The organism is Streptomyces sp. NPDC037242, assembly GCF_055604165.1.
Genome location: NZ_JBVJUY010000019.1, coordinates 17181 through 35938 on the forward strand (window position 1 = coordinate 17181; position 18758 = coordinate 35938).

Sequence of the window (18758 nt, forward strand, 5' to 3'; positions counted from 1 at the left end):
CCCGGAGGGCGCCCGTACCGAACCTCCCGTCGGACCTAACCACCTGGGAAGATGAGCAGGGCCCCTGTTACCGTGCACCGATGTCAACGATCAAGCAGTTCCAAGTGACTTTCGACTGCGCGGAGCCTGCGAGCCTCGCTGCTTTCTGGTGTGAGGTGCTGGGGTACGTCGTACCGAAGGTCCCGCAGGGCTTTGCCACGTGGGGGGAGTACCACCGCTCACTGCCTCCCGAGGACGAGATCTACTTCGCGTGCACCGATCCCTCGGGTGCGGGCCCGCGCCTGCTCTTCCAGCGAGTTCCCGAAGGCAAGGTCGTCAAGAACCGGGTGCATCTCTGCGTGCGGGCCGGTGTCGGGCTCGTGGGCGAGGAGCGCCTTGCCACGCTCGAGGCCGAGTGCGCACGACTGGTCGCGCTCGGCGCGGTACATGTCCGAACGATGCTTGCCGACGGCGAGAACGAGTCCTGCATTGTGATGCAGGACGTTGAGGGCAACGAGTTCTGCCTCGACTGAATCCCGTCCGGGACTGCGGAAAGTGTGCTCGACGCGGGCGCGGACCCGTTTGCGACTCTTGTTGTGGGCCTGCTTCCCGTCGGGCAGGTCCTCTCCTCGACGGCGAGTCGGGCCTGGCCGTCACCTACACCCTCGTACGCACGGCCGACGGCACGGCCACGGGCACGAGCCGGCTCAGGGATCTGGAGGCGCTCGGTCCGGGTCGGCATCGGCGCGAGATCCTGCGGCGCGGTCATGGGGGCAGGATCGGCCGGGCTAGATGCGGGAGTTGCGCGCCGACTGCCACACGGCACCGGCCAACGCCCGCGTCGCCCGGGGGACCGACAGGTGCTCGTGCTCGCGGTACAGCGCCCAGTTGTACCGGACGAGCGAGAGCTTGTTGGAAGACAGGGATCCCGCCTGGTGGGCCCGGTACACCGCGAGCGGCTCAGCCAGACCCCGGGCGTCGGCGCCGTCCCGCATGATCGACAGCCAGAGGGCGTAGTCCTGGCGCTTGCGCATCTCCGGCATCAGCCTCGTGCCCAGGACGTTGCGGTCGTACATGGCGGTGAGGGCCCCGATGTGGTCTCGGACCAGCATCGCGCGGTAGTCCACGTGCTCACGCGCACGGACCACGCGTCCGTTGGGGACCCAGTCGGTGCTCTCACCGGCGTAGTCCGCGTCCATCTTGAAGTAGGACGTGAACGTCAGCGGCGCGGTGGCCCGGGCGGCGAAGGCGAGCTGCTTCTCGGTCTTCTCCGGCAGCCACATGTCGTCGCTGTCGAGGAAGGCGACGTAGTCCCCTCGGGCCCGCTCGATCGCGCGGTTGCGGGCCAGGCCGGCGCCGCCCTGTTCGGGCGCCTGCTTCGGCAGGACGCGCTCGTCCTGCCGGGCGAACTCCGCGAGCAGGTCCATGGAGCCGTCGCAGGACCGGTCGTCGGTGACCAGCAGCTCCAGATCGCTGTGGGTCTGGGTGAGCACCGACCGGACGGCCGCACCGAGGGTCGCCGCCGAGTTGTACACGGGCATCACGACAGACACCAGGGGCACAGTGCTTCTCCTTGCCAGACCAGGAACGGGCACCCCATTCAAGCACCGCAATCAGGTAGGAGCCGGCATGCCGGTCGTGGTCGCCGGTAGCGCTCCCCCTGGCCCGGGGGTCTCGGCTACGGCGTGGGCGGGTGGGTGAGGCGCAGCCAGGCGGTCAGTGCGGCCTGCAGTTCGAGGACGGCCTGGTGGTCGAGGGGCTCAACCGTGCGGCCGATCCGCAGCGCGACGGTTTCGGGCGTGACGTGCCAGCCCACGGCCGACCGTTCGGGAGATGTGATCGCTGCGCCGTGGGCGAGGGTGCGCAGCATGCTCTCGACGCGGGGCGGTACGGGTGCTCGGCGCGGCCGTGAGGCCGTGTTCCTTCGGCGGATCGGGAGGCCGAGTGCGGTGCGGAACTCGTCGATTGCGGCGTCCAGCAGTTGCGGGTCGCTCGGAGCTGCCCCGATGAAGGCGACGGTCAGCTCGTGATGGGGCCGTGCGTCGTGCTGGCGTTCCCGCGGGGGCAGCGGGTGCTCCTCGATGTCCAGGCGTACGCACGCCGGCGGGGTCAGCTGATGGCTGTAGTTCTTCTTCGTGGAGGCTGCGTGCTGCAGGCGCAAGGCCCTGATGGGGCCGGTCAGCAGGTGCTCGCCCTGCATCCACGGCAGGTCCGGGTGCAGATACCGAAACGGCGGTCGCGGCGGGTCCAGCTTGGGGCGGCGCCCGTACACGCCGTAGGAGCGGTGGAGCACACCCGTTTCGGTGATCAGTACGGTCACCTGCCTGCTCGTCGCGGGATTGCCCAGCCGGAACCCCACCACAGTCGTCGGCATCGGCCCCTCCCCCGCCCGGTGCTCGGATCGGCACCTACGACGGTAGCGGTGACGCCTGCCGCAGCATGCGGGAATCCACATCCCGCCAATACCGGACCTGCCGCGAAGGGCTACGGCCCCGGCGCGGCCGCGACGAGTTCCTACTCGCGGTCCGGCGTCTTGGCCTTGGGCTCCTTGTGCTGACCGCGGGTGCTACATCTCGACAGCTGGTTTCATCCTGCCGAAGGTCCAGGTGCGCTGCCTGTGGGCGATGAGGACGGCCAGGGCGAGTGCCCCCGCGAGGAATCCCGACAGCACCAGTGCGTCGTACCAGAAGTCCTGTTCCCGGCCGCCTGAGATCGACACGCGCAGGGCGTCGATGAGGTAGGACATCGGCAGGAGCGGGTGGAGGAATTTGAAGGGCTGCGGTGAGGTCAGGATCGGGTACGTGCCGCCTCCCGAAGTCAGCTGCAGCATCAGCAGGACGAGTGAGAGCAGTCCGCCGACCACTCCGAGGGCGGCTCTGAGGGCGTAGGAGATCGCCGTGAACGCCGCCGCGCCCAGCACCATGATCCCGATGGTGTGCAGGGGTTGGAGCGGGTCGAGGCCGAGCCCCAGGTCGACCGAGGAGTAGAGGACTCCGACCGCGAGCACTCCGATGCCCAGGATCGGTAGCCAGCCTCCGAGGGCCACCGTCGTCGAAGGCAGACTCCCGGCCAGCGCCCTGCTGTTGAAGGTGCCCAGGATCTGGTAGCCGAGCAGCCCGAGGACCCACAGGGCGATGCCGAAGAAGAAGGGGGCCAGACCGCGGCCGTTGACGTGGGCCGGGTTCTCCACATCGGTGCGGATCTCCACCGGGTTGGACAGCACGTCGGCCATCTTGGCGCGCAGCGCCGGGCGGATCGTGGGGATCTTCTTCACGCCCGAGTCGAGGCCGTTCGCCAGCTCGGTCGCGCCCGTCTTGAGCTCGACCAGCCCCGACGTCAGTTCGTTCGCGCCGTCCTGGGCCTTGCCCAGGTTGTCGCGGAGCAGGTTCGCCCCGTCCGCGACCTGGTGGGCACCGTCGTTGAGGAGCTGGACCTGCGATCTGGCTTCGGCGATGGTGCCCGGCAGTTCGGCGATGCGTGCGACGGCCTGGTCGACGATGCCCGCGAGGCGCCGCACCGCGGCGTCGATCCGGTGCTGGGCCGTGTTGATCCAGTCGGCCGCGATCTTCACGTTCTTCGTCAGTTCGACGAGTCCGCTGCACACCGGCCCCGGGTCGCCCGCGCACCTGCGCTTGACGTGGCGGTGGACCGTGTCGGCCGCTCGGGCCGCCTTGGTCGTGGCCCTGGTGAGATCGTCCGCGATCGCGAGCACGGTGCGCTCCCCCGTGACGAGCAGCTTCGCCAGCGCGTCGAGCGTGGGCGGCACCGTGGCCGCCTCGTCGAGCAGTCGCTGGAGGGCGTGCAGGTCTTTGGAAACCTGCACCGTGATGCGGTGCGCGACGGCCGCCGCGTCGATCGCATCGCTGCAGACCGGACCCGGGTCGCCGGCGCACAGTTGCTTCACCGTCGTCAGGACGGCCGAGGTGTCGGCCACCGCTTTGTCCGCCAGCAGGGAGAGCAGTTCCACGGTGGAGGACGCGGCTCCCGCTCCTTCCCGCACGGCGGAGGCGAGGTGCGCGATCTCGCCCTCGGCCGCCGCTACGGCCTCGTCCACCGCGTCGACCAGCTTCTGGGTGCCGTCGGCCACCTGCCCGGCGCCCTCCGCCAGGGTTTTCGAACCGTCGGAAAGCTGTGTGATGCCGTCGGCGAGTTTCCGGGCGCCGCCGACCGCGGTACCCGTGCCCGTCGACAGTTTCGCCGCGCCGTCCGCCGCCTTGGCCATCTGGTCGTGCAGTTCGGGCAGCTTGCCCAGTACGCCTCGGGTGTAGGCGGCGAAGGCCGCCGAGTTGACGCGCCGTTGCAGCTCCGGCTCCGCGGACTCCCCCATCTTGCCGATGGTGAAGCCGCGCGCGTCGTTGAGGGTGAAGGTGATGTGGGCGCGTCTGGGCTCCAGCGACAGCGGGCTGGCCAGGTCCGCGCTGAAGTCCCGGGGCACGGTCACGATGAAGTAGTACGTGCCGTCCTCAAGGCCGCGCCGCGCCTCGTCCTCGGTGACGAAACGCCAGCCCAGGGTGTGGTCCTGGGTCAGCTCCTCGACGAACTTGTTCCCCGCGTCCACGGTCTTGCCCATGGCGGTCACGGGCTCGTCCAGGTTCACCACCGCCACGGGTACGTCCTTCAGCCTGCCGTACGGGTCCCAGTTGGACCACAGGTACAGCCCGCCGTACAGCGTCGGCAGCAGGACCAGGGCCAGGGGCACCAGGCGGCGCACCAGGGGTCCGGTCGTGAACCGGGCGAGTTCGACGGCGGCGAGCCGCAGTGCGCTCATCCGGCCGCCCCCGGACCGAGGTCGATCACGCCATCCACGTCGGGTGGAGCCGCGCAGGCGCTCGCCACGACGGCCACGCCGGAGTCGGCGACCTCGCGCAGGTACTCCCAGGCCCGTTCCAGGTCCGCGGGAACCAGGCCTTCGTCCACGTCGTCCACGAAGACCGCCTCGGCGCCGGAGGCCAGGGCCAGCCCTACGTCGACCCGTAGCCGGTCCGCCGCGGACAACTCGCTGTACCGCTGGCCCTGGTCACCCGGGAGCGCGCCGGCCAGGCCCTGGTCCTGCAGGAGTTGGCCCACCTTTCGGTGCTCGTCGGTCTCCACGACACCGGTGATCCTGGCCAGGGAGGCGAGGTCGCGCACACCGCCCTGCGGGCCCTCGCCCCGACCTCCTCGGAGCCTGCCCGCCAGGGCCATCAGCAGGCTCGATCTGCCGGAGCCTCCCGGCCCGACCACGGCGATGAGCTGACCCTTTCGGATTTCAGCGTCGACGGGACCGAAAACTGGACCTTCCGGTCCCACCAGGCAGAAACCCTTCACCGAGATCACTGCCACAGATTAAGGGCAATTTTCTCTATTCTGGACTTTTGATGGCAGTTCTTGGGAGATGTCCCATACTCCAATATCCGATGAGCACGCTATTCCTATGGACAGAAGAAAGGCTTCTCGCAGACCGCGACGGAGACCTCGCTTTGGCACTCCCTCTGGTGACCTGGGTCGGAGATTCGCCGCCCACTGCCGCCGAATCTCCGACTCAGGTCACTAGGGTCGGGCCATGGGGGAAGACGACCAGGAATGGCGCGCCACGCGCGCGTGGGTGGAGCGGGGCCTGGCCCCTGGCGAGCGGATCGCGGGTGCCGTGCGGTTGCGGGGCGGGTTGACTTCGGAGATGCGGCGCCTGGACCTGGTGGGCCCCGGCGCGCGTTCCCTCGTCCTCCGGTCCTTCGTGCAGCCCTTCTTCCGGCGGCACGCGGAGGGGCTGCTGACCCGCGAGGCGCACGTGTTGAGGCTGCTCTCCGGGGCGGAGGGGATACCCGCGGCGCGGCTCGTCGCCGTGGACGCCACCGCCACGCACTGCGACGACCCGTCGCTGCTGATGACCCTGCTACCGGGGGCGGTACGGATCGCCGACGAGGGGGCCGGGCCGCGGGCCGAGCTGCTGGCACGGCAGTTGGTGCGGATCCACGGCCTGGCGGTCGCCGAGGCCGACCGGCCGCGGGCGTACGAGGCCCGGACGGGTCCGGAGCGCCTGGTCGTACCGGCGTCGACCGGGCGTCCGGAGCTCTGGGCGCGGGCGGTGGACGTGATCCTGCGGGATCCGCCGGCGTACGAACCGTGCTTCCTGCACCGGGACTTCCACCCCGGCAACGTCCTCTTCGCCGGTACCGGGCCGGACCTCCGGATCACCGGGGTCGTGGACTGGGTGGAGACCTCGTGGGGGCCGGCCGATCTGGACGTGGCCCATTGCGCCACGGGGCTGGCGCTGCTGCACGGCGCCTCTGCGGGGCTGGCGTTCTCGGACCGGTACGAGGCCGCCGGGGGCGGCTTGGCCGCGGGTCCCGACCACCTGTACTGGCGCCTCCTGGACGTCCTCGCCTTCGCTCCCAACGCGGAGAAGGTCGCCGCCCCCTGGCGCGACCTCGGCCGCCACGACCTCACCCCTGCCCTCCTCTCCGCCCGCCTTGAGTCGTACGTGGCCGCCCTCATGCACCGCTACGCCTAGGGAGTGTCGTCACAGTGGCGTCGGCCGCCCGAAGGGCGGGGCCGGCGGGGCCTGGTGCGTGCGCTCGCAAGGCGGAGGAGGGAATCGACGCGGAGCGTCGGTGACCGACGACAACGCGGCGAGCGTGCGTGCCAGGCCCCGCCGGCCAGACGGGACTTTGACGACACGACCTAAACCGTCTCCGGCCGTGACTGCGACGGGTGCACGCCTGGACAGAGCTGTTCGCGGACCGGCGGACTATGCGAGGCGCGACGGATCCGCTAGATTGAACGCGTTCAGTTGAATGCGTTCAAATCATTGGGGGACGATCATGGAAACCGGCCAGGAGCAGGACACGACAGTTCCTGTCCACGGGCTGCAGCGGGGCCTGGCCGTGGCCGCGGCGGTCGTCACGCTGCCCGTGGTGGCTTGGGGGCTCACCCAGATGATCGGCAGCTGGTTCCTCCTGACATGGCTCGTAGCAGCGGTCCCACTGCTGTTCCTGCGTGGGCGCAACGGCTTCGTCCCCGCGTGCGTGACCGTGGGGCTGCTGCTCCTCGGATGGGGGGTGCTCGGCGCCCTCGCCGGGATGTTCCTGTTCCTGCCGTCGGCCGTGCTGCTCCTGCTCGCCGCGTTCGCGGACCCGCGCCGACGCCCGCTCGCCGCCAAGGTGCTCGGCACTGCCGGAACCTTGATGACGGTGGCGGTCCTCGCCGGCTGCACGACCCTCGCCTGGAAGCTCTACCTCGCTCCCGCCTGGGCCGAGCCCCACACGTACCGGGCCGAAACCACGCCCGAATGGATCCGCTACGGCCTCAGGGACGCCACTCCCCACCTCAAAAGGTTCGGGGCGACAACCGTAGGGGGATCGCAGTCCGACGAAGGCACCTACCTGCAAGTCCGCTTCCCCGACCAACTCTCCGGACCCGAGCGCGAGACCCTGAGGAACGAGATCGCCCAACTGCCCGGCATCACCGGGGTCGAACTCTGCCCGGTGACCGACTGCGGCTGAAGCATCCCGCCGCCGACCGAACCGCCCCTGTCCGGCCGATCACCCACCGGGGCCGCGGAGCTGCGGATCAGGAAGCGCGGTCTGCGGCGGGCCGAGGTGGCTGTGGAGGAGAACAACCCCCGGGCTCATGCGCCGTACCAGCGACTGGGCTACGTCGCGTACAGTCGCCAGCCGGACTCGTGGGACGTACAAGCCCGCATCAACGTGCACATCGTTTCGTGGCGGCGCAACGATCCGTCGGGGCCCCGGCGGCACGTTCACACGTCGCGGTGCCTCACGGTGAAGACGGCCAGTGCAACCGCACTGCGCGCCCCGAAGCTGCTCCGGAGCGTTCCCCGCGGCCGGTCGAGGGCTTCACGGAACGGGAGCGGGAAGCGCTCACCCTGGTCGGACGGGGCCGGTCGAACACCGAGATCGCGGAGGACCTCTTCATCACGGTGGCCACCGCCAAGTCGCACGTGTCACGGCTGCTCACCAAACCGGGAGCCCGGGACCGGGTCCAACTGGTGATCAGCGCCTACGGGATGGGGCTCGTCACGCCGCCCCGCTGACGGCGGCCTGCTCGACAGTGCGTTCCCACCGTGCCGCGCGCGGTCCTGTTCGTACAGGCCGTCGCCCGAGGTCCAGCGCTCCGCCCACAGGCGGGCCTGTTCCGCGGTCTCCCACAGGCCGGTCGACCCCGATGCGCCCGTCAGACGACGCACCACGGTCGGGCTGTAGACGCCCTGGACACGGAAGTTCTCCAGGTGCCAGACCGGTACGATCACGCACACGTGCCGTGGTGACCCGCGGTGCCGGCCGACGGCGATGACTCGCCCGTGGCCCCAGTCCCATCCGGGCCGTACCAGCCACACCTTGCCACCGGGCGGGAAGTGCTTGGTCCCGCGCTTGATCTCCACTGCGCCAGGGCCGTACGGAAGTTCGCGGCGTACGTTCGCTGCCACCGCGTACCCGAGTGTGTGCGCCGACGTCTGCGGACCGCTGTTGTCCATACACCCCCCTTGATTTCGTCCACCCGACGGTAGGGCGTGTGCGTCATGCCACCAACCGGTTAATGACGGGGAGCGGGGTGCCGTCGGCCGCTTGGTGAAACTCCGGCCCCGTGCACCGCGCGACGGTAGCCTCCGGTGCAAGGGGGTGCGCGGATGGGGCGCTTGGGAAGAACGGTGGCGATCTGCCTGGCAGCGGCCATGGCTGCCGCCGTCGCCGTGCTGGCCTCGCTCGCGGCGAACGCGGCGACGGCTGACAACCGTTGGCCCGGCGTACTCGACCGCATCCGGGCCGGCCCTTGGCCGTGGGTCGGCGGGCTCGCGGCCGGAGCGGTGTTCTTCGCCGTGGCCGCCGCGCTGCTCGGCCGGGAGCCCACCGGAGCCGCCCAGGACCCGCCGCCGCCAGGGCCGTCCGTCGTCCCGGCTTGGGTCGTCGACCGCGCGGAAGCACGGCGAGCCGTCGCCGCCGTCTGCGGACGCGGGGCGGCCGGCCCGGTGGGGATCACCACCGCCCTCGAAGGGGCCGGCGGGTTCGGCAAGACCACCCTCGCCACCCTCGTCTGCGCCCATCCGCGGGTCCGCCGCCGTTTCCGCGGCCGCGTCTACACCGTCACCATCGGCCGGGACGTCCGCGGACGTTCCGCCATCGCGGCCAAGGTGGTGGAAACCACGGCCTTCATCACCGGCGACTCCACCACCTTCGAGGATCCCGACCGGGCAGGCGACCACCTGGGGCGGCTACTGGACCACCGGCCGCGCACCCTGCTGGTCCTGGACGACGTCTGGGAGCCGGAACAACTGGCCCCTTTCCTACGAGGCGGGCGCCACTGCGTACGGCTGGTCACCACACGCGTCCCGGCCGTCCTGCCCGACGGCGCCGCACGGCTGCGGGTCGACGAGATGACGCCGGACCAGGCACGTGCGGTCCTGACCCGGGACCTGCCCGAGCTGCCCGAGGAGACGGTCACCGGGCTGCTGCGCGCCACCGGACGGTGGGCGCTGCTGCTGCGGCTGACGAACCGTCTGATCATCCGGCGTACCGCCACCGGCGCCGATGCCGCCACGGCCGCTGCCGAGGCGCTGGAAGACCTGCGCACCGGAGGCCCGGCCGTCGGCGAAGCCCCGGTCGAGCAGCTCGACTTGGACGATCCCGCACGCCGGTCGCGGGCCGTGCGGGCGAGCGTCGAGGCGGCGACGACCCTGCTGCCGGACAGCGGGGCGCGACGGCTCGTCGAACTCGGCGTGTTCGTGGAGGACGAGTCGATCCCCGTCCCGCTCGTGGTGCGGCTTTGGGAGACCACCGCGGGCCTGTCCGAGGCGTGCTCCCGGGACCTGTGTGCGGACCTCGACCGGCTCTCCCTCATCACGCTGAGCCCGCAGGACGGCGGCCGGATCACGCTCCACGACGTACTGCGCGACTACCTGCGCGGCGAACTGGGCGCGCCCGAGCTGCGCGAGCTGCACGCGGCCCTGGTCGACGCGGCCCCGGTCGACGCGGCCCTGAGTGGGACCGCCCTGCCCTCCGGCGCGCCGCCGCGGGTGGCGGCCGGGGACGGCTACCTGCTGGACCACCTGATCGAGCACCTCCTGGCGGCGGGCGAGACGGCCCGGGCCGAAAGCGTCGCCGGAGACCTCCAGTGGGTGGAGGCGCGCCTGCACCAGCGTGGGCCGTCCGCGCCCTGGGGCGACCTCGCCCGCATCCCCACGGATTCCGCGGCCGCCCTCGCCCGTGACCTCGGCCGGATCGCACACCTCCTCGCCCCCATCGAGCCGGCCCGGATCCTGACCGCCGTCCTGCACAGCCGCCTGTCCGCACTCCCCCACTGGGACGCGCAGGTCACCGCACGGCAGGCCGCCGAACCCGCCCTGCGGCCGCTGCTCGCCAACCACTGGCCGCTGCCCGACGCACCGGACCCGACTCCGCCGCACGACCTCAGCTGGCCCGGAGACCTCGAAGACCCGGTGCTCGCCGTCGCCGCGGGCCCGGGCGGGGCCTGGCTGGCGACGGGCGACGCCACGGGTGAGCTGGTGGTACGCGAGCCGCGTACGGGCGCCGTGGTGGCCCGGCACCGGTTTCCGGACGGGGTGGCTGACCTCGTGGCCGTCCCGGGCGACGGCTCGTTGCTCATCGCCTCGGGCCGGACCGCGCTCCGGGCGGACCCCCTGCGGCCGGAGCAGGCCGTACCGCTGTTCACCGCCCCCGAACGGCTGCTTCGGCTGACCGCCGCCCCCGACGGCAGTTGGTACGCCGCGCGGACGCGTCACGGGCACCTGTGCGCGGCGGTGGGCAGCACGGTCTCGACTTTGGCCGGGCGCTCCGGCCGCGGCGACAGCCCCGCGGACACGCTCGCCGCCTCTCCGACCGGCCGCCTGCTGGCGGCGTCCGAGGGCCGCGGGTGGCTCGGGCTGTGGGACATGACCACTCGCCGGCGCGTGGCATGGATCCGCGGGAGCCGCGCTGCGCCCAGGCCCGCGTACACCGCGGCCTTTTCCGCGGACGGCCGCTTCCTGATCACCGCGGACAACGAGGGAGCCGTTCGCCGCTGGTTCGTTGCCGGTCCATTGCCCCCGCGGCTGGACGAGGACGACTCCGAGCCCATCGCCCAGGCCGGCGGCCCCCTCGTACGGCTGGCCGTCGCGCCGGACGGCTCCTGGTGCGCGAGCGCCGGTGCCGACGGGGCGGTGCGCCTGTGGGACTTGCCCGACGGACGCCCCCATTCGGTTCTGCTGGGCCACACCGGTACCGTCCGCTCCCTCGTCGTCTCCCCGGACGGCTCCTGGCTGGCGGCCGTCGGAGAGTCCGGCGCGCTCCGGGTGTGGGACACCCCCGCCGGCCCGCCGGAAGACCTGGCCGAAGGGCACCTGACTCGGCAGGTGGCCGCCCTCGCGTACGCCCCGGACGGCACCACCCTCGCCTCCACGGGGCCACTGGTCCATCCTGTGGGCCTGGACTTCCGGGGGGACGGCGGAGCGACACTGCTACACCGGGCGGATGACCCGAGCCTGGCCGTGACGCTCGAAGGCACCACCTGGACGAGCGGGACGTCACTGTGCTTCGCTCCCGACGGGTCCTGGCTGGCCCGCGGGGACACGAACGGCACGGTGTCGGTGTGGGACACCGGGACCACAACCCCTCGTAGCGTGACGCCGGTCGGTGCCGGCGCAATGGCCCTGTCGCCGGACGGCCGTCTGCTGGCCACTGCCAGGGACCGGACCGTACACCTGAGCGATCCGGCCACGGGCGAGTCGGGGGCCCGCTTCGAAACCGACAGCGAGGTGCACGCGGTCCTGTTCCCGCCGGACGGCTCCTGTCTGGTGACCGGCGAGGCGAGTGGCGACGTGTGGATCTGGGACCTGTTCAGCCGGACCCGGACGGCGCGGCTCAAAGGCGGCCGGGGGGCGGTGCTGGCGCTGTCCATGACGCCCGACGGGCACTGGCTGTTCGGTGCGGGCCACGACGGGACCGTACGGATGTGGGACGCCCGCACCGGCGCGTACGGAGCCCTGCGCACCGGCAACTCCCGGCCCGTGAGGGCGGTCGCCGTCTCCCCGGACGGGCGGTGGACGGCCTCGGCGGGCGACGACGCCACGGTACGGGTCTGGGACCGGGCCGGCGGGCAACTGGTGGCGGCCCAGCGGGCCGAAGGCGCGTTGCGCGCGTGCAGCTGGCGCCCCGACGGCAGCGGGCTCGCGGTCGGCGGAGACCGGGGCATGTACGTCTACGCGTTCCTGACGGCCTGAACACGCAGTCGGGAGTTTCGAGTCGAGATCCAAAACCCATGGCAGAAAAGCGAGTTGGATGCCACGATCGGCTGCCCGCACCGCGGGCTGTGAACTCCGACCGGAGCTGGAGAGCGTCCCATGCAGAGAAGTACAGCCGGCGGGAGCACCCGGATCGGGACCGCCCTGCTCGTGCTCTCGACCGTGCTCGTGGGCCTGATGGCGGGCCTGTTCTTCGCGTTCGACGTCTCGGTGATGCCGGGACTGGCGCAGGGCGACGAGCGCACCTACGTCACGGCGATGCAGAACTTCAACGCGGCCATCGACGGGAACGGCCTGTTCGGCACGGTCTTCGTGGTGGCCCTGCTCACCACCACCACCTCGGCGGTCCTCGAATTCCGCAGGGGGCGCCGCGGGATCGCGGTGTGGGTGGGAGCGGCTGCCGTCGCGTACCTCGCCGTCCTGGTGATCACGTTCACCGTCAACATTCCGCTGAACAACGAGCTCGCCGATTCGGGGTACGCGACGCACCTGGCTGAGTTTGCGGACTTCCCGATCGTCGAGAAGTTCAAGGGGACCTGGGTGACCGCGAACATCGTCCGCACGGTCCTCTGCACGTCCGCCCTCGTCTCCCTCTCGTGGGCAACGGTGCTGCACGGGCGGGCCACCGCGCGGCGGTGAACCCGATCAGCCACGGGTATGTACGGCTCGTCCCGCTCGGCGGGAGACTGCACGTGCGTCGACGTGTGAGGTGGGGGCATGGCGTTCTTCGGGCATCTTCGTCGCGGCGCGCGCTCGCCGTCGATCCACAGCGTGCTCTCTCATCCGGTCATCGGCATCGCAGCCCAGGTCGTCGACCGGCGGATCAGCCCCGATGAGGGGCTGTCTGCCGCCCGCCGGCTGGGGACGTCGTTGCGTGTCGACGCGGCCGTCGTGACGCGTCTGTCGGACTTCAACCGGGAGTCTGCTCTGGAAGGCGGCCTCACACAGGCGATGGTGCTCCAGCGGGTGCTCATCGCCTACGTCGAAGGCGCGGAGAGCCACAACCGCCGAAAGGTCTGGGTCGAGGCTGCGATCAGCGTGTTCGGCGACTGGGTCGACGTCGTCACGGTCGAGATGGCCGAGAACGCAAGCGTTCTTTCGTACATGTCGGCGGTGCGCTACGGCGAGCGGGCCGTAGCGCTGGCCCGCGAGCGCGGCCGACCCGAGCGTGAGGGCGAGGTCCTGCACCGGCTGGGTACCCTGCATCTCGACCCGTATCAGCGCGGCGAGCCCGCGCATTTCCGCGAACGGGTCCGGGAGTGGCGCACGCGGTCCCGGGTCTCCGACGACCTGGAGCAGGTCCTCGCGGTCACCGGCCCGGTCGAATTCGGCGACGATGGCGAACTGCACCTCGGCCGGCCCGACGCGGAGCTGCCGAGCGTTGAGCAGGCACTCGCGAAGGCGGCGGACCACTTCGGCCGCGCCACGCTCCTGCGGCCCGCTCCTGAGCGCGGCTACAGCTACAAGGGCCTCGCGCAGACCCTGTACCTGTTACGGCAGTTGGGTGCCCCGATCGCGGACGCGGACTTCGAGCACGTGTGCCGGCTCGCTCTGCGCGACCTGCCCGCGGAAGCGGTCGGGGAGCGGCTGTTCGTCAAGGCCGCGCTCGGTGCCGGCACCACGGGCGACACAGGCACCACGGGCGACACAGGCGCCGCAGGCGTGGACACAGACGTAGGGCATCTGCTCAGCGGCGGACTCGCCGAGGTCGTGCACCGGGACGGGCAGGAAGCCGCGTGGGAGGCCCTGCAGGCGGCTGCGGCCATGACCCGGATCACCGATCCGGATACGGCCTGGCAGCTCCTGCTCCTCCAGGAGACGCTGGATCGCGCCTGGTCCGACACCACCCTGCGGGCCCGGCATCTGCGTTCTCTGATGGAGTTGGTCGGCCTCGTGGAGGGACCGGCCTGGGTGCGAGACGCCACCGCGGAGAGCCTGGACGCCGACGCGGAGCGCATGCGCACCGACGACGAGGTCACCCAAGAGCAGCGGGGCTACGGCTTCGTGCGGCTGGCCTGGTTGGCGGGGACGGTCGATCGCGAGTTGCTGGGCGTGGAGCTGGCGGACGAAGCGGTCCGGCTGCTCAATCCGATGCCCGCGCATCGCGCCGGAATCTTCCACGTACTGTATGCGGGCCTGCACAGCGGCGAGGCGGTCAATGCCTTCACCGAGGATCGGCCGATGGAAGCGGTCGACCACTACTGCGTCGCCCTCGCCTATCTCCTCGACGCCGAGCTCACCGACTCGGCGCTGGACGTCCTCGGCCGCATCGAGAGCGTCGTCCGGGACGTGCCGGAAGGACTGGAGTGGGCGATCAGCTACCTCGGTCCTGTCGCCCTCCGCCTGGAGTCCAGGGGCGATGCGGCAGCACTGCGACGACTCCAGGAGATCTATCAGATACTGGCCTCGGTGCTGATCCGGCAAGGCCTGCCGCCGGCGTTGTTCCTCTTCCTGATCCAGATGGCGAAGGGGGCCCGGCGCTCGCTGCTCCTGCTGCGCGGCGCGGGATCGATCGCGTTCGGCCGGCCCGGCACCGACCTGCATCCCGGCGGCCGTCCGCAGTTCCTCCAACACCCCTGGACCGACGAATATCTGGACCAGGACACGCGGCTTCTGGCCTACGCCGGAGGTCGCGAGGTCAGGCCGATCGCGACGCCGGAGGATCGGGCGGCCGACCGACGCGCGGCCTACAGCGCCCGCATCTGGGACGCGATGCTGGCCGCTGTCGGGGAACCCGGCGAGGACATGGTGCTGCCGGACCGTCTGAAGGAACTGCTGGACCCCCAGACCATCCTTCTCGTGCACTGGATGGTGATGGACGCCGCCGTGGGCCAGGTCGTCGTGACCCTGCTCGTCACGGCGGAGGACGTCGAGATGGTGGTTCGGACCAACGAGCTCCCGGCCGCCACGTATGCGGTCACGGATGCCGGCCGCACGCTCTTCATCCCGCCGGAATCACTGTTCCTGGCCGAGCAGCGGCGACTCGTGCAGCGAGATCCGCGACCGCGGACCGTCCATCGGGACTGCGCCCTGCCGCTGGCGAACATGTACCAGGACATGTTCCAGCCGGTCGTACTGGGCCTGGATCGGCTGGTCGCAGCCGGGAAGACACACATCCTCCTCGCGCCGTACGGGCCGTACCGCTTCTTTCCCCTCCATCTCGCCGGGGAGGCGGACCGGCCCGTGTGCCAGGACTTCGCGGTCTCCTACCTGTCGGACATCGCCGGCCTGGACCGGCCGGCGCGCCGGTCTCCGTCGGCTCCGCGCCGCACCGCCCTGGTCGCGCTGGGCCTCTCGTACGACGACCGGGACGACCTTCCGTCGCTGCGGCAGACCGTGGAGGAGCTCCAAGGCGTCGCGGCGCCCTTCGACGTCGGCATGCTCCTCGACGGCGAGGTGACCACCCCTGTGGTGCGCCAGGCGCTGCTGTCGGCTCGGATGGTGCACCTGCGAGCCCACGGCAGCCACGATGTCGACGCCCCGATGCTGCAGACGGTGTACCTGACGCCATCGGCTGCCGACGACGGTCGCCTGTTCGCCTACGAGGTGCTCGGCCTGGACCTCGCAGGCCTCGAACTCATCACGCTGAGCGCCTGCGAGACCGGACTGGGACGCTTCGACGAGGGCGACAACGTCGCCGGCCTCGCCGCGAACCTGCTGGTCGCCGGTTGCGGAAACGTCGTCAGTACCCTGTGGCCGGCCGCCGAACGCGCCTCGACGGTCTTCTTCCCGGCGCTGTACCGGGCGCTGGCGGACGGAGCCACCGTGCGTCACGCCTTCCAACAAGCCCAGAAGACGACGCGGAGCAGGTTCCCCGAGTACCGCGACTGGGGCACCTTCGTGTTGTACGAGGGCTGAAGAGACGGCGGAAGTTCTCAGGAGGCAGTGTGAGGGACCACCACCTGCAGGCGATCGACCTGAACCTCGACGAGCGCGTCACGCTGGGGCTGTCCGCTGCGCCGCCCGAGACGTTCAGGGAACGCGTGTACCTCGGCCGGACCCGGGTCGGGGCGTTCGAGGGTGACGATCTGACCCCCGCCCAACGCTCGCACGTCGAAGCGCATCCCGATCTCCGCTTCGCCCGGGCGGTGGTGCCGCTCACGCTGGTCCATGACGAGGAGAGCCCGTTCGATTCCGTATGGCTCCAGATCACTCTGCGCACGCAACCGTCCGACCGCACGGCCTTGTCACGCTGGTTGGACCCCGGTCTGCTGTTCGATGCGATCGAGACCACGACCACCGCCAAGATCGGAGCCGCGCTGAAGGTCACCGCCGAGCGCAGCGAAGAGACCAGGACGACGGGCCGTGCGGTCTACCTGGAGGCCCTGTACGACGGCAGCCCGACGCCCACCTGGTCCTTCACCCGCACCGACCAGCAGATCCGTGGGCAGTACCTGCTGAGCATGGTCGTCGAGGCGCAGCGCGATGCACGGGTCACCGCCGAAGCGCGGCTCGGCGCCACGGTCCGCGCCAAGAGGCTGGGGATCTTCTCCTACACGGCGAAGCTGACGCCGGTCGTGGGTCCGCTGTTCGAACTCGGGCCGGGAAGTTAGAGCGGTCGGCAGGCCGAGGGATCCCCCTCGGCAGGCCTGGTCATGGACCGCCCGATCGTGCGGGAGGGCCGGGCCCCTTTTGTGGTGGGTCGGTGCGATTGCACGAATCGCCCCTGTGGCGATCCTGCGGGCTTCCTTAAGGGAAGTTGAGGAAGCCCTCCGGAACGGTCTTTTCGCTGGTCGCCAGCCTAGGCTCGGGCGGACTCCCCTCCTCCCCTGCCTTGTGAGGTGTTACCGGCATGAGCCCCAGCCGTACTCCCGGACGTCCGTCCCGCGTCGAAGCACGACGGAAGAAGACGGTGCGCACGCGCATCGTGCTGTCCGTCACCGCGGCCGCCGCGGCGGTGGCGGTCGGCGTCGCGGTGGCCGACTCCGACGGCGCCGCGCGCGGGGGCGGACACTCCGACGGCGCCGCCGGGCCGTCGGACGGCACGGCAACCACACCCACGCCTCCCGTCCCGACCAACGAGCCTTCGGCCACGGCGAGTCCGGGTCCGAGTCCGTCCGCGACGCCCGGGGGCGACGCCCCGGGCTCCGCCACCCCCGCGCAGCCCTCGGCGGCGGAGAGCAGCACGGTTGCCAAGGCCGCGGCGCCGGTTCAGTCCGACAAGCCCACACGTAAGCCCGCGACGCCGCCGAGCAGCGGCTCCGGTGGCTCCGGTGGCTCCGGTGGCTCCGGCACGGTCGACGCGGGTAGCGAGTCCGCGGTGCTCGCCCTGGTCAACAAGGAGCGGGCCGCAGCCGGATGCGGGCCCCTGGCCTCGAACAGCAAGTTGAGCGCGGCCGCACGGACCTACAGCGACACCATGGCCCGCAGCGGCGTCATGTCGCACACCGGACCCGACGGGTCCACCATGACCAGCCGCGTGGAAGCCGCCGGGTACTCGTGGTCCCGCCTGGGCGAGAACATAGCCCGCGGTCAGGCGGACGCCGACGCGGTGATGGACGCGTGGATGAACAGCTCCGGCCACCGGGCCAACATCCTCAACTGCGACTTCAAGGAGATCGGAATCGGCGTGCACAAGGGCGACGGCGGCCCGTGGTGGACGCAGAACTTCGGCGCCTCGAAGTAGACCGGCCCACCTGGCCCACCCGGCGGACAGCGACGTCCTCCGCACCCGTGGAGGGGTGCGGAGGACGTCGTCGTTCGTCCGTGGGCCCGGCCCCCGCACCCCTCGGGGCGTGCGCCACTATGGGGCCGTGCCCCGTCTTCCGCGTTACCTGTTCATATGGCTGTCGTGCACGGCCGCCAGCGTGACCGCCGTGCTCGTCACCGTCCAGTTCGTGGTCGGCACGACCCGGCACACTCCCCCGGTCGCACGCTCCGCCCCGACGGTCATCGAGACGCCGCCCGCGTGGCAGGCGGGCAGCCCGCCCGCGTGGCAGACGGGCAGCCCGTCCGCGAGCGCGTCCGAGAGCCCCTCGCCCTCGGTGACCCAGCGGCCGTCTCCCTCGGCCACCTCCCCCACCCCCGCCAAGGCCCCATCGGGAACCCCGCGGTCCAGCACCTCGAAGAGCTCCGTGGACTGCGCGGAGGGCGGGGCCGGCCTGTACACCGTCCCCTCGCAGGGCGGCAAGGTCACCGTGCGGTACGGGAGCCGCGGGGTGTGCCTGATCTCGGCGGTCCCGGACCGCGGCTTCAAGACCAGCACTTCGCAGACCGCGGACGACACCCTCACCGTCACGTTCACCAGCGCCGACCACCGGTCGGTCGTGACGGCGACGATCGATCCGTCTGCGAAGGCGAGCGTCCGCGAGTCCTCGATCTGAGGGCTGGTGACAACACCGCCCGACCTTGGACCTTTTGATGGGATTGCACCCCTGTACGCACCCTTGTCCGCGCCCCGGAACGCGCTCGGGCGAAGCGGAAGGTGAGCTGTTCCTTAGGGCATCCTCAAGATCGGGCCGAGCCGGTTCCGGCGGCCCGTAGCGGTCCTATGCTCACCTCAGCCGAGCAGCCTTCGGCGCCGGGGCCCTGACCCCGGCGATCCGTC

Annotated in this window: 14 protein-coding genes and 2 pseudogenes; 11 read left to right on the top strand and 5 right to left on the bottom strand. The window is 71.2% G+C overall.

The genetic code is table 11. The features are described from left to right. Positions 1-80: 80 nt before the first annotated feature. Entirely contained in the window at positions 81-512 is a 432-nt protein-coding gene (locus tag ACZ7GJ_RS22525) for a VOC family protein (protein ID WP_470754109.1), read from the top strand. Positions 513-767: 255 nt separating this feature from the next. Here ACZ7GJ_RS22525 and ACZ7GJ_RS22530 read toward each other — a convergent pair whose 3' ends face one another. The 4 genes from ACZ7GJ_RS22530 to ACZ7GJ_RS22545 all read right to left on the bottom strand — a co-directional run bounded on the left by ACZ7GJ_RS22530 (position 768) and on the right by ACZ7GJ_RS22545 (position 5301). Then, a complete protein-coding gene (locus tag ACZ7GJ_RS22530; RefSeq protein ID WP_470754111.1) occupies positions 768-1541 on the bottom strand; it encodes a glycosyltransferase family 2 protein in 774 nt (257 codons plus the stop codon). A gap of 116 nt (positions 1542-1657) precedes the next feature. Beyond that, positions 1658-2353, bottom strand: a complete 696-nt coding sequence (locus tag ACZ7GJ_RS22535) for a hypothetical protein (RefSeq protein ID WP_470754113.1) — start codon at positions 2351-2353, stop codon at positions 1658-1660. A gap of 192 nt (positions 2354-2545) precedes the next feature. Next, complete coding sequence (locus ACZ7GJ_RS22540) at positions 2546-4747, bottom strand: YhgE/Pip family protein (RefSeq protein WP_470754115.1); 2202 nt, start codon at positions 4745-4747, stop codon at positions 2546-2548. Next, positions 4744-5301, bottom strand: a complete 558-nt coding sequence (locus ACZ7GJ_RS22545; protein WP_470754117.1) for an ATP-binding cassette domain-containing protein — start codon at positions 5299-5301, stop codon at positions 4744-4746. Before ACZ7GJ_RS22545 ends, ACZ7GJ_RS22540 begins: the two co-directional genes overlap by 4 nt. Before the next feature lie 220 nt (positions 5302-5521). Here ACZ7GJ_RS22545 and ACZ7GJ_RS22550 point away from each other — a divergent pair, with 220 nt between their 5' ends. The 9 genes and pseudogenes from ACZ7GJ_RS22550 to ACZ7GJ_RS22590 all read left to right on the top strand — a co-directional run bounded on the left by ACZ7GJ_RS22550 (position 5522) and on the right by ACZ7GJ_RS22590 (position 17837). After that, a complete protein-coding gene (locus ACZ7GJ_RS22550) occupies positions 5522-6469 on the top strand; it encodes a phosphotransferase family protein (RefSeq protein WP_470754118.1) in 948 nt (315 codons plus the stop codon). 310 nt (positions 6470-6779) lie between these two features. Beyond that, positions 6780-7460 (top strand): hypothetical protein, encoded by a 681-nt coding sequence (locus tag ACZ7GJ_RS22555; RefSeq protein WP_470754119.1) that lies wholly within the window; start codon positions 6780-6782, stop codon positions 7458-7460. A gap of 51 nt (positions 7461-7511) precedes the next feature. Continuing rightward, a pseudogene (locus ACZ7GJ_RS22560) lies at positions 7512-7655 on the top strand (N-acetyltransferase); the annotation flags it as partial. A gap of 113 nt (positions 7656-7768) precedes the next feature. Continuing rightward, positions 7769-8011, top strand: a pseudogene (locus ACZ7GJ_RS22565) (response regulator transcription factor); the annotation flags it as partial. Between the two features lie 594 nt (positions 8012-8605). Further along, a complete protein-coding gene (locus ACZ7GJ_RS22570) occupies positions 8606-12190 on the top strand; it encodes a WD40 repeat domain-containing protein (protein ID WP_470754120.1) in 3585 nt (1194 codons plus the stop codon). Positions 12191-12310: 120 nt separating this feature from the next. Then, the gene (locus ACZ7GJ_RS22575; RefSeq protein ID WP_470754122.1) at positions 12311-12850 is read left to right on the top strand and encodes an anthrone oxygenase family protein; all 540 of its coding nucleotides are present in this window, start codon (positions 12311-12313) and stop codon (positions 12848-12850) included. A 78-nt stretch (positions 12851-12928) separates the two neighbouring features. Further along, a complete protein-coding gene (locus ACZ7GJ_RS22580) occupies positions 12929-16069 on the top strand; it encodes a CHAT domain-containing protein (protein ID WP_470754123.1) in 3141 nt (1046 codons plus the stop codon). A gap of 29 nt (positions 16070-16098) precedes the next feature. After that, complete coding sequence (locus tag ACZ7GJ_RS22585; RefSeq protein WP_470754124.1) at positions 16099-16764, top strand: hypothetical protein; 666 nt, start codon at positions 16099-16101, stop codon at positions 16762-16764. A gap of 299 nt (positions 16765-17063) precedes the next feature. After that, the gene (locus ACZ7GJ_RS22590) at positions 17064-17837 is read left to right on the top strand and encodes a CAP domain-containing protein (protein ID WP_470754126.1); all 774 of its coding nucleotides are present in this window, start codon (positions 17064-17066) and stop codon (positions 17835-17837) included. 144 nt (positions 17838-17981) lie between these two features. Here ACZ7GJ_RS22590 and ACZ7GJ_RS22595 read toward each other — a convergent pair whose 3' ends face one another. Next, on the bottom strand, positions 17982-18224 hold the full coding sequence (locus ACZ7GJ_RS22595; protein ID WP_470754128.1) for a hypothetical protein: 243 nt from the start codon (positions 18222-18224) through the stop codon (positions 17982-17984). Positions 18225-18285: 61 nt separating this feature from the next. Between ACZ7GJ_RS22595 and ACZ7GJ_RS22600 the strand changes: the two genes are divergently transcribed. Next, positions 18286-18534 (top strand): hypothetical protein, encoded by a 249-nt coding sequence (locus tag ACZ7GJ_RS22600; RefSeq protein ID WP_470754130.1) that lies wholly within the window; start codon positions 18286-18288, stop codon positions 18532-18534. The last annotated feature ends 224 nt before the right edge of the window (positions 18535-18758 follow it).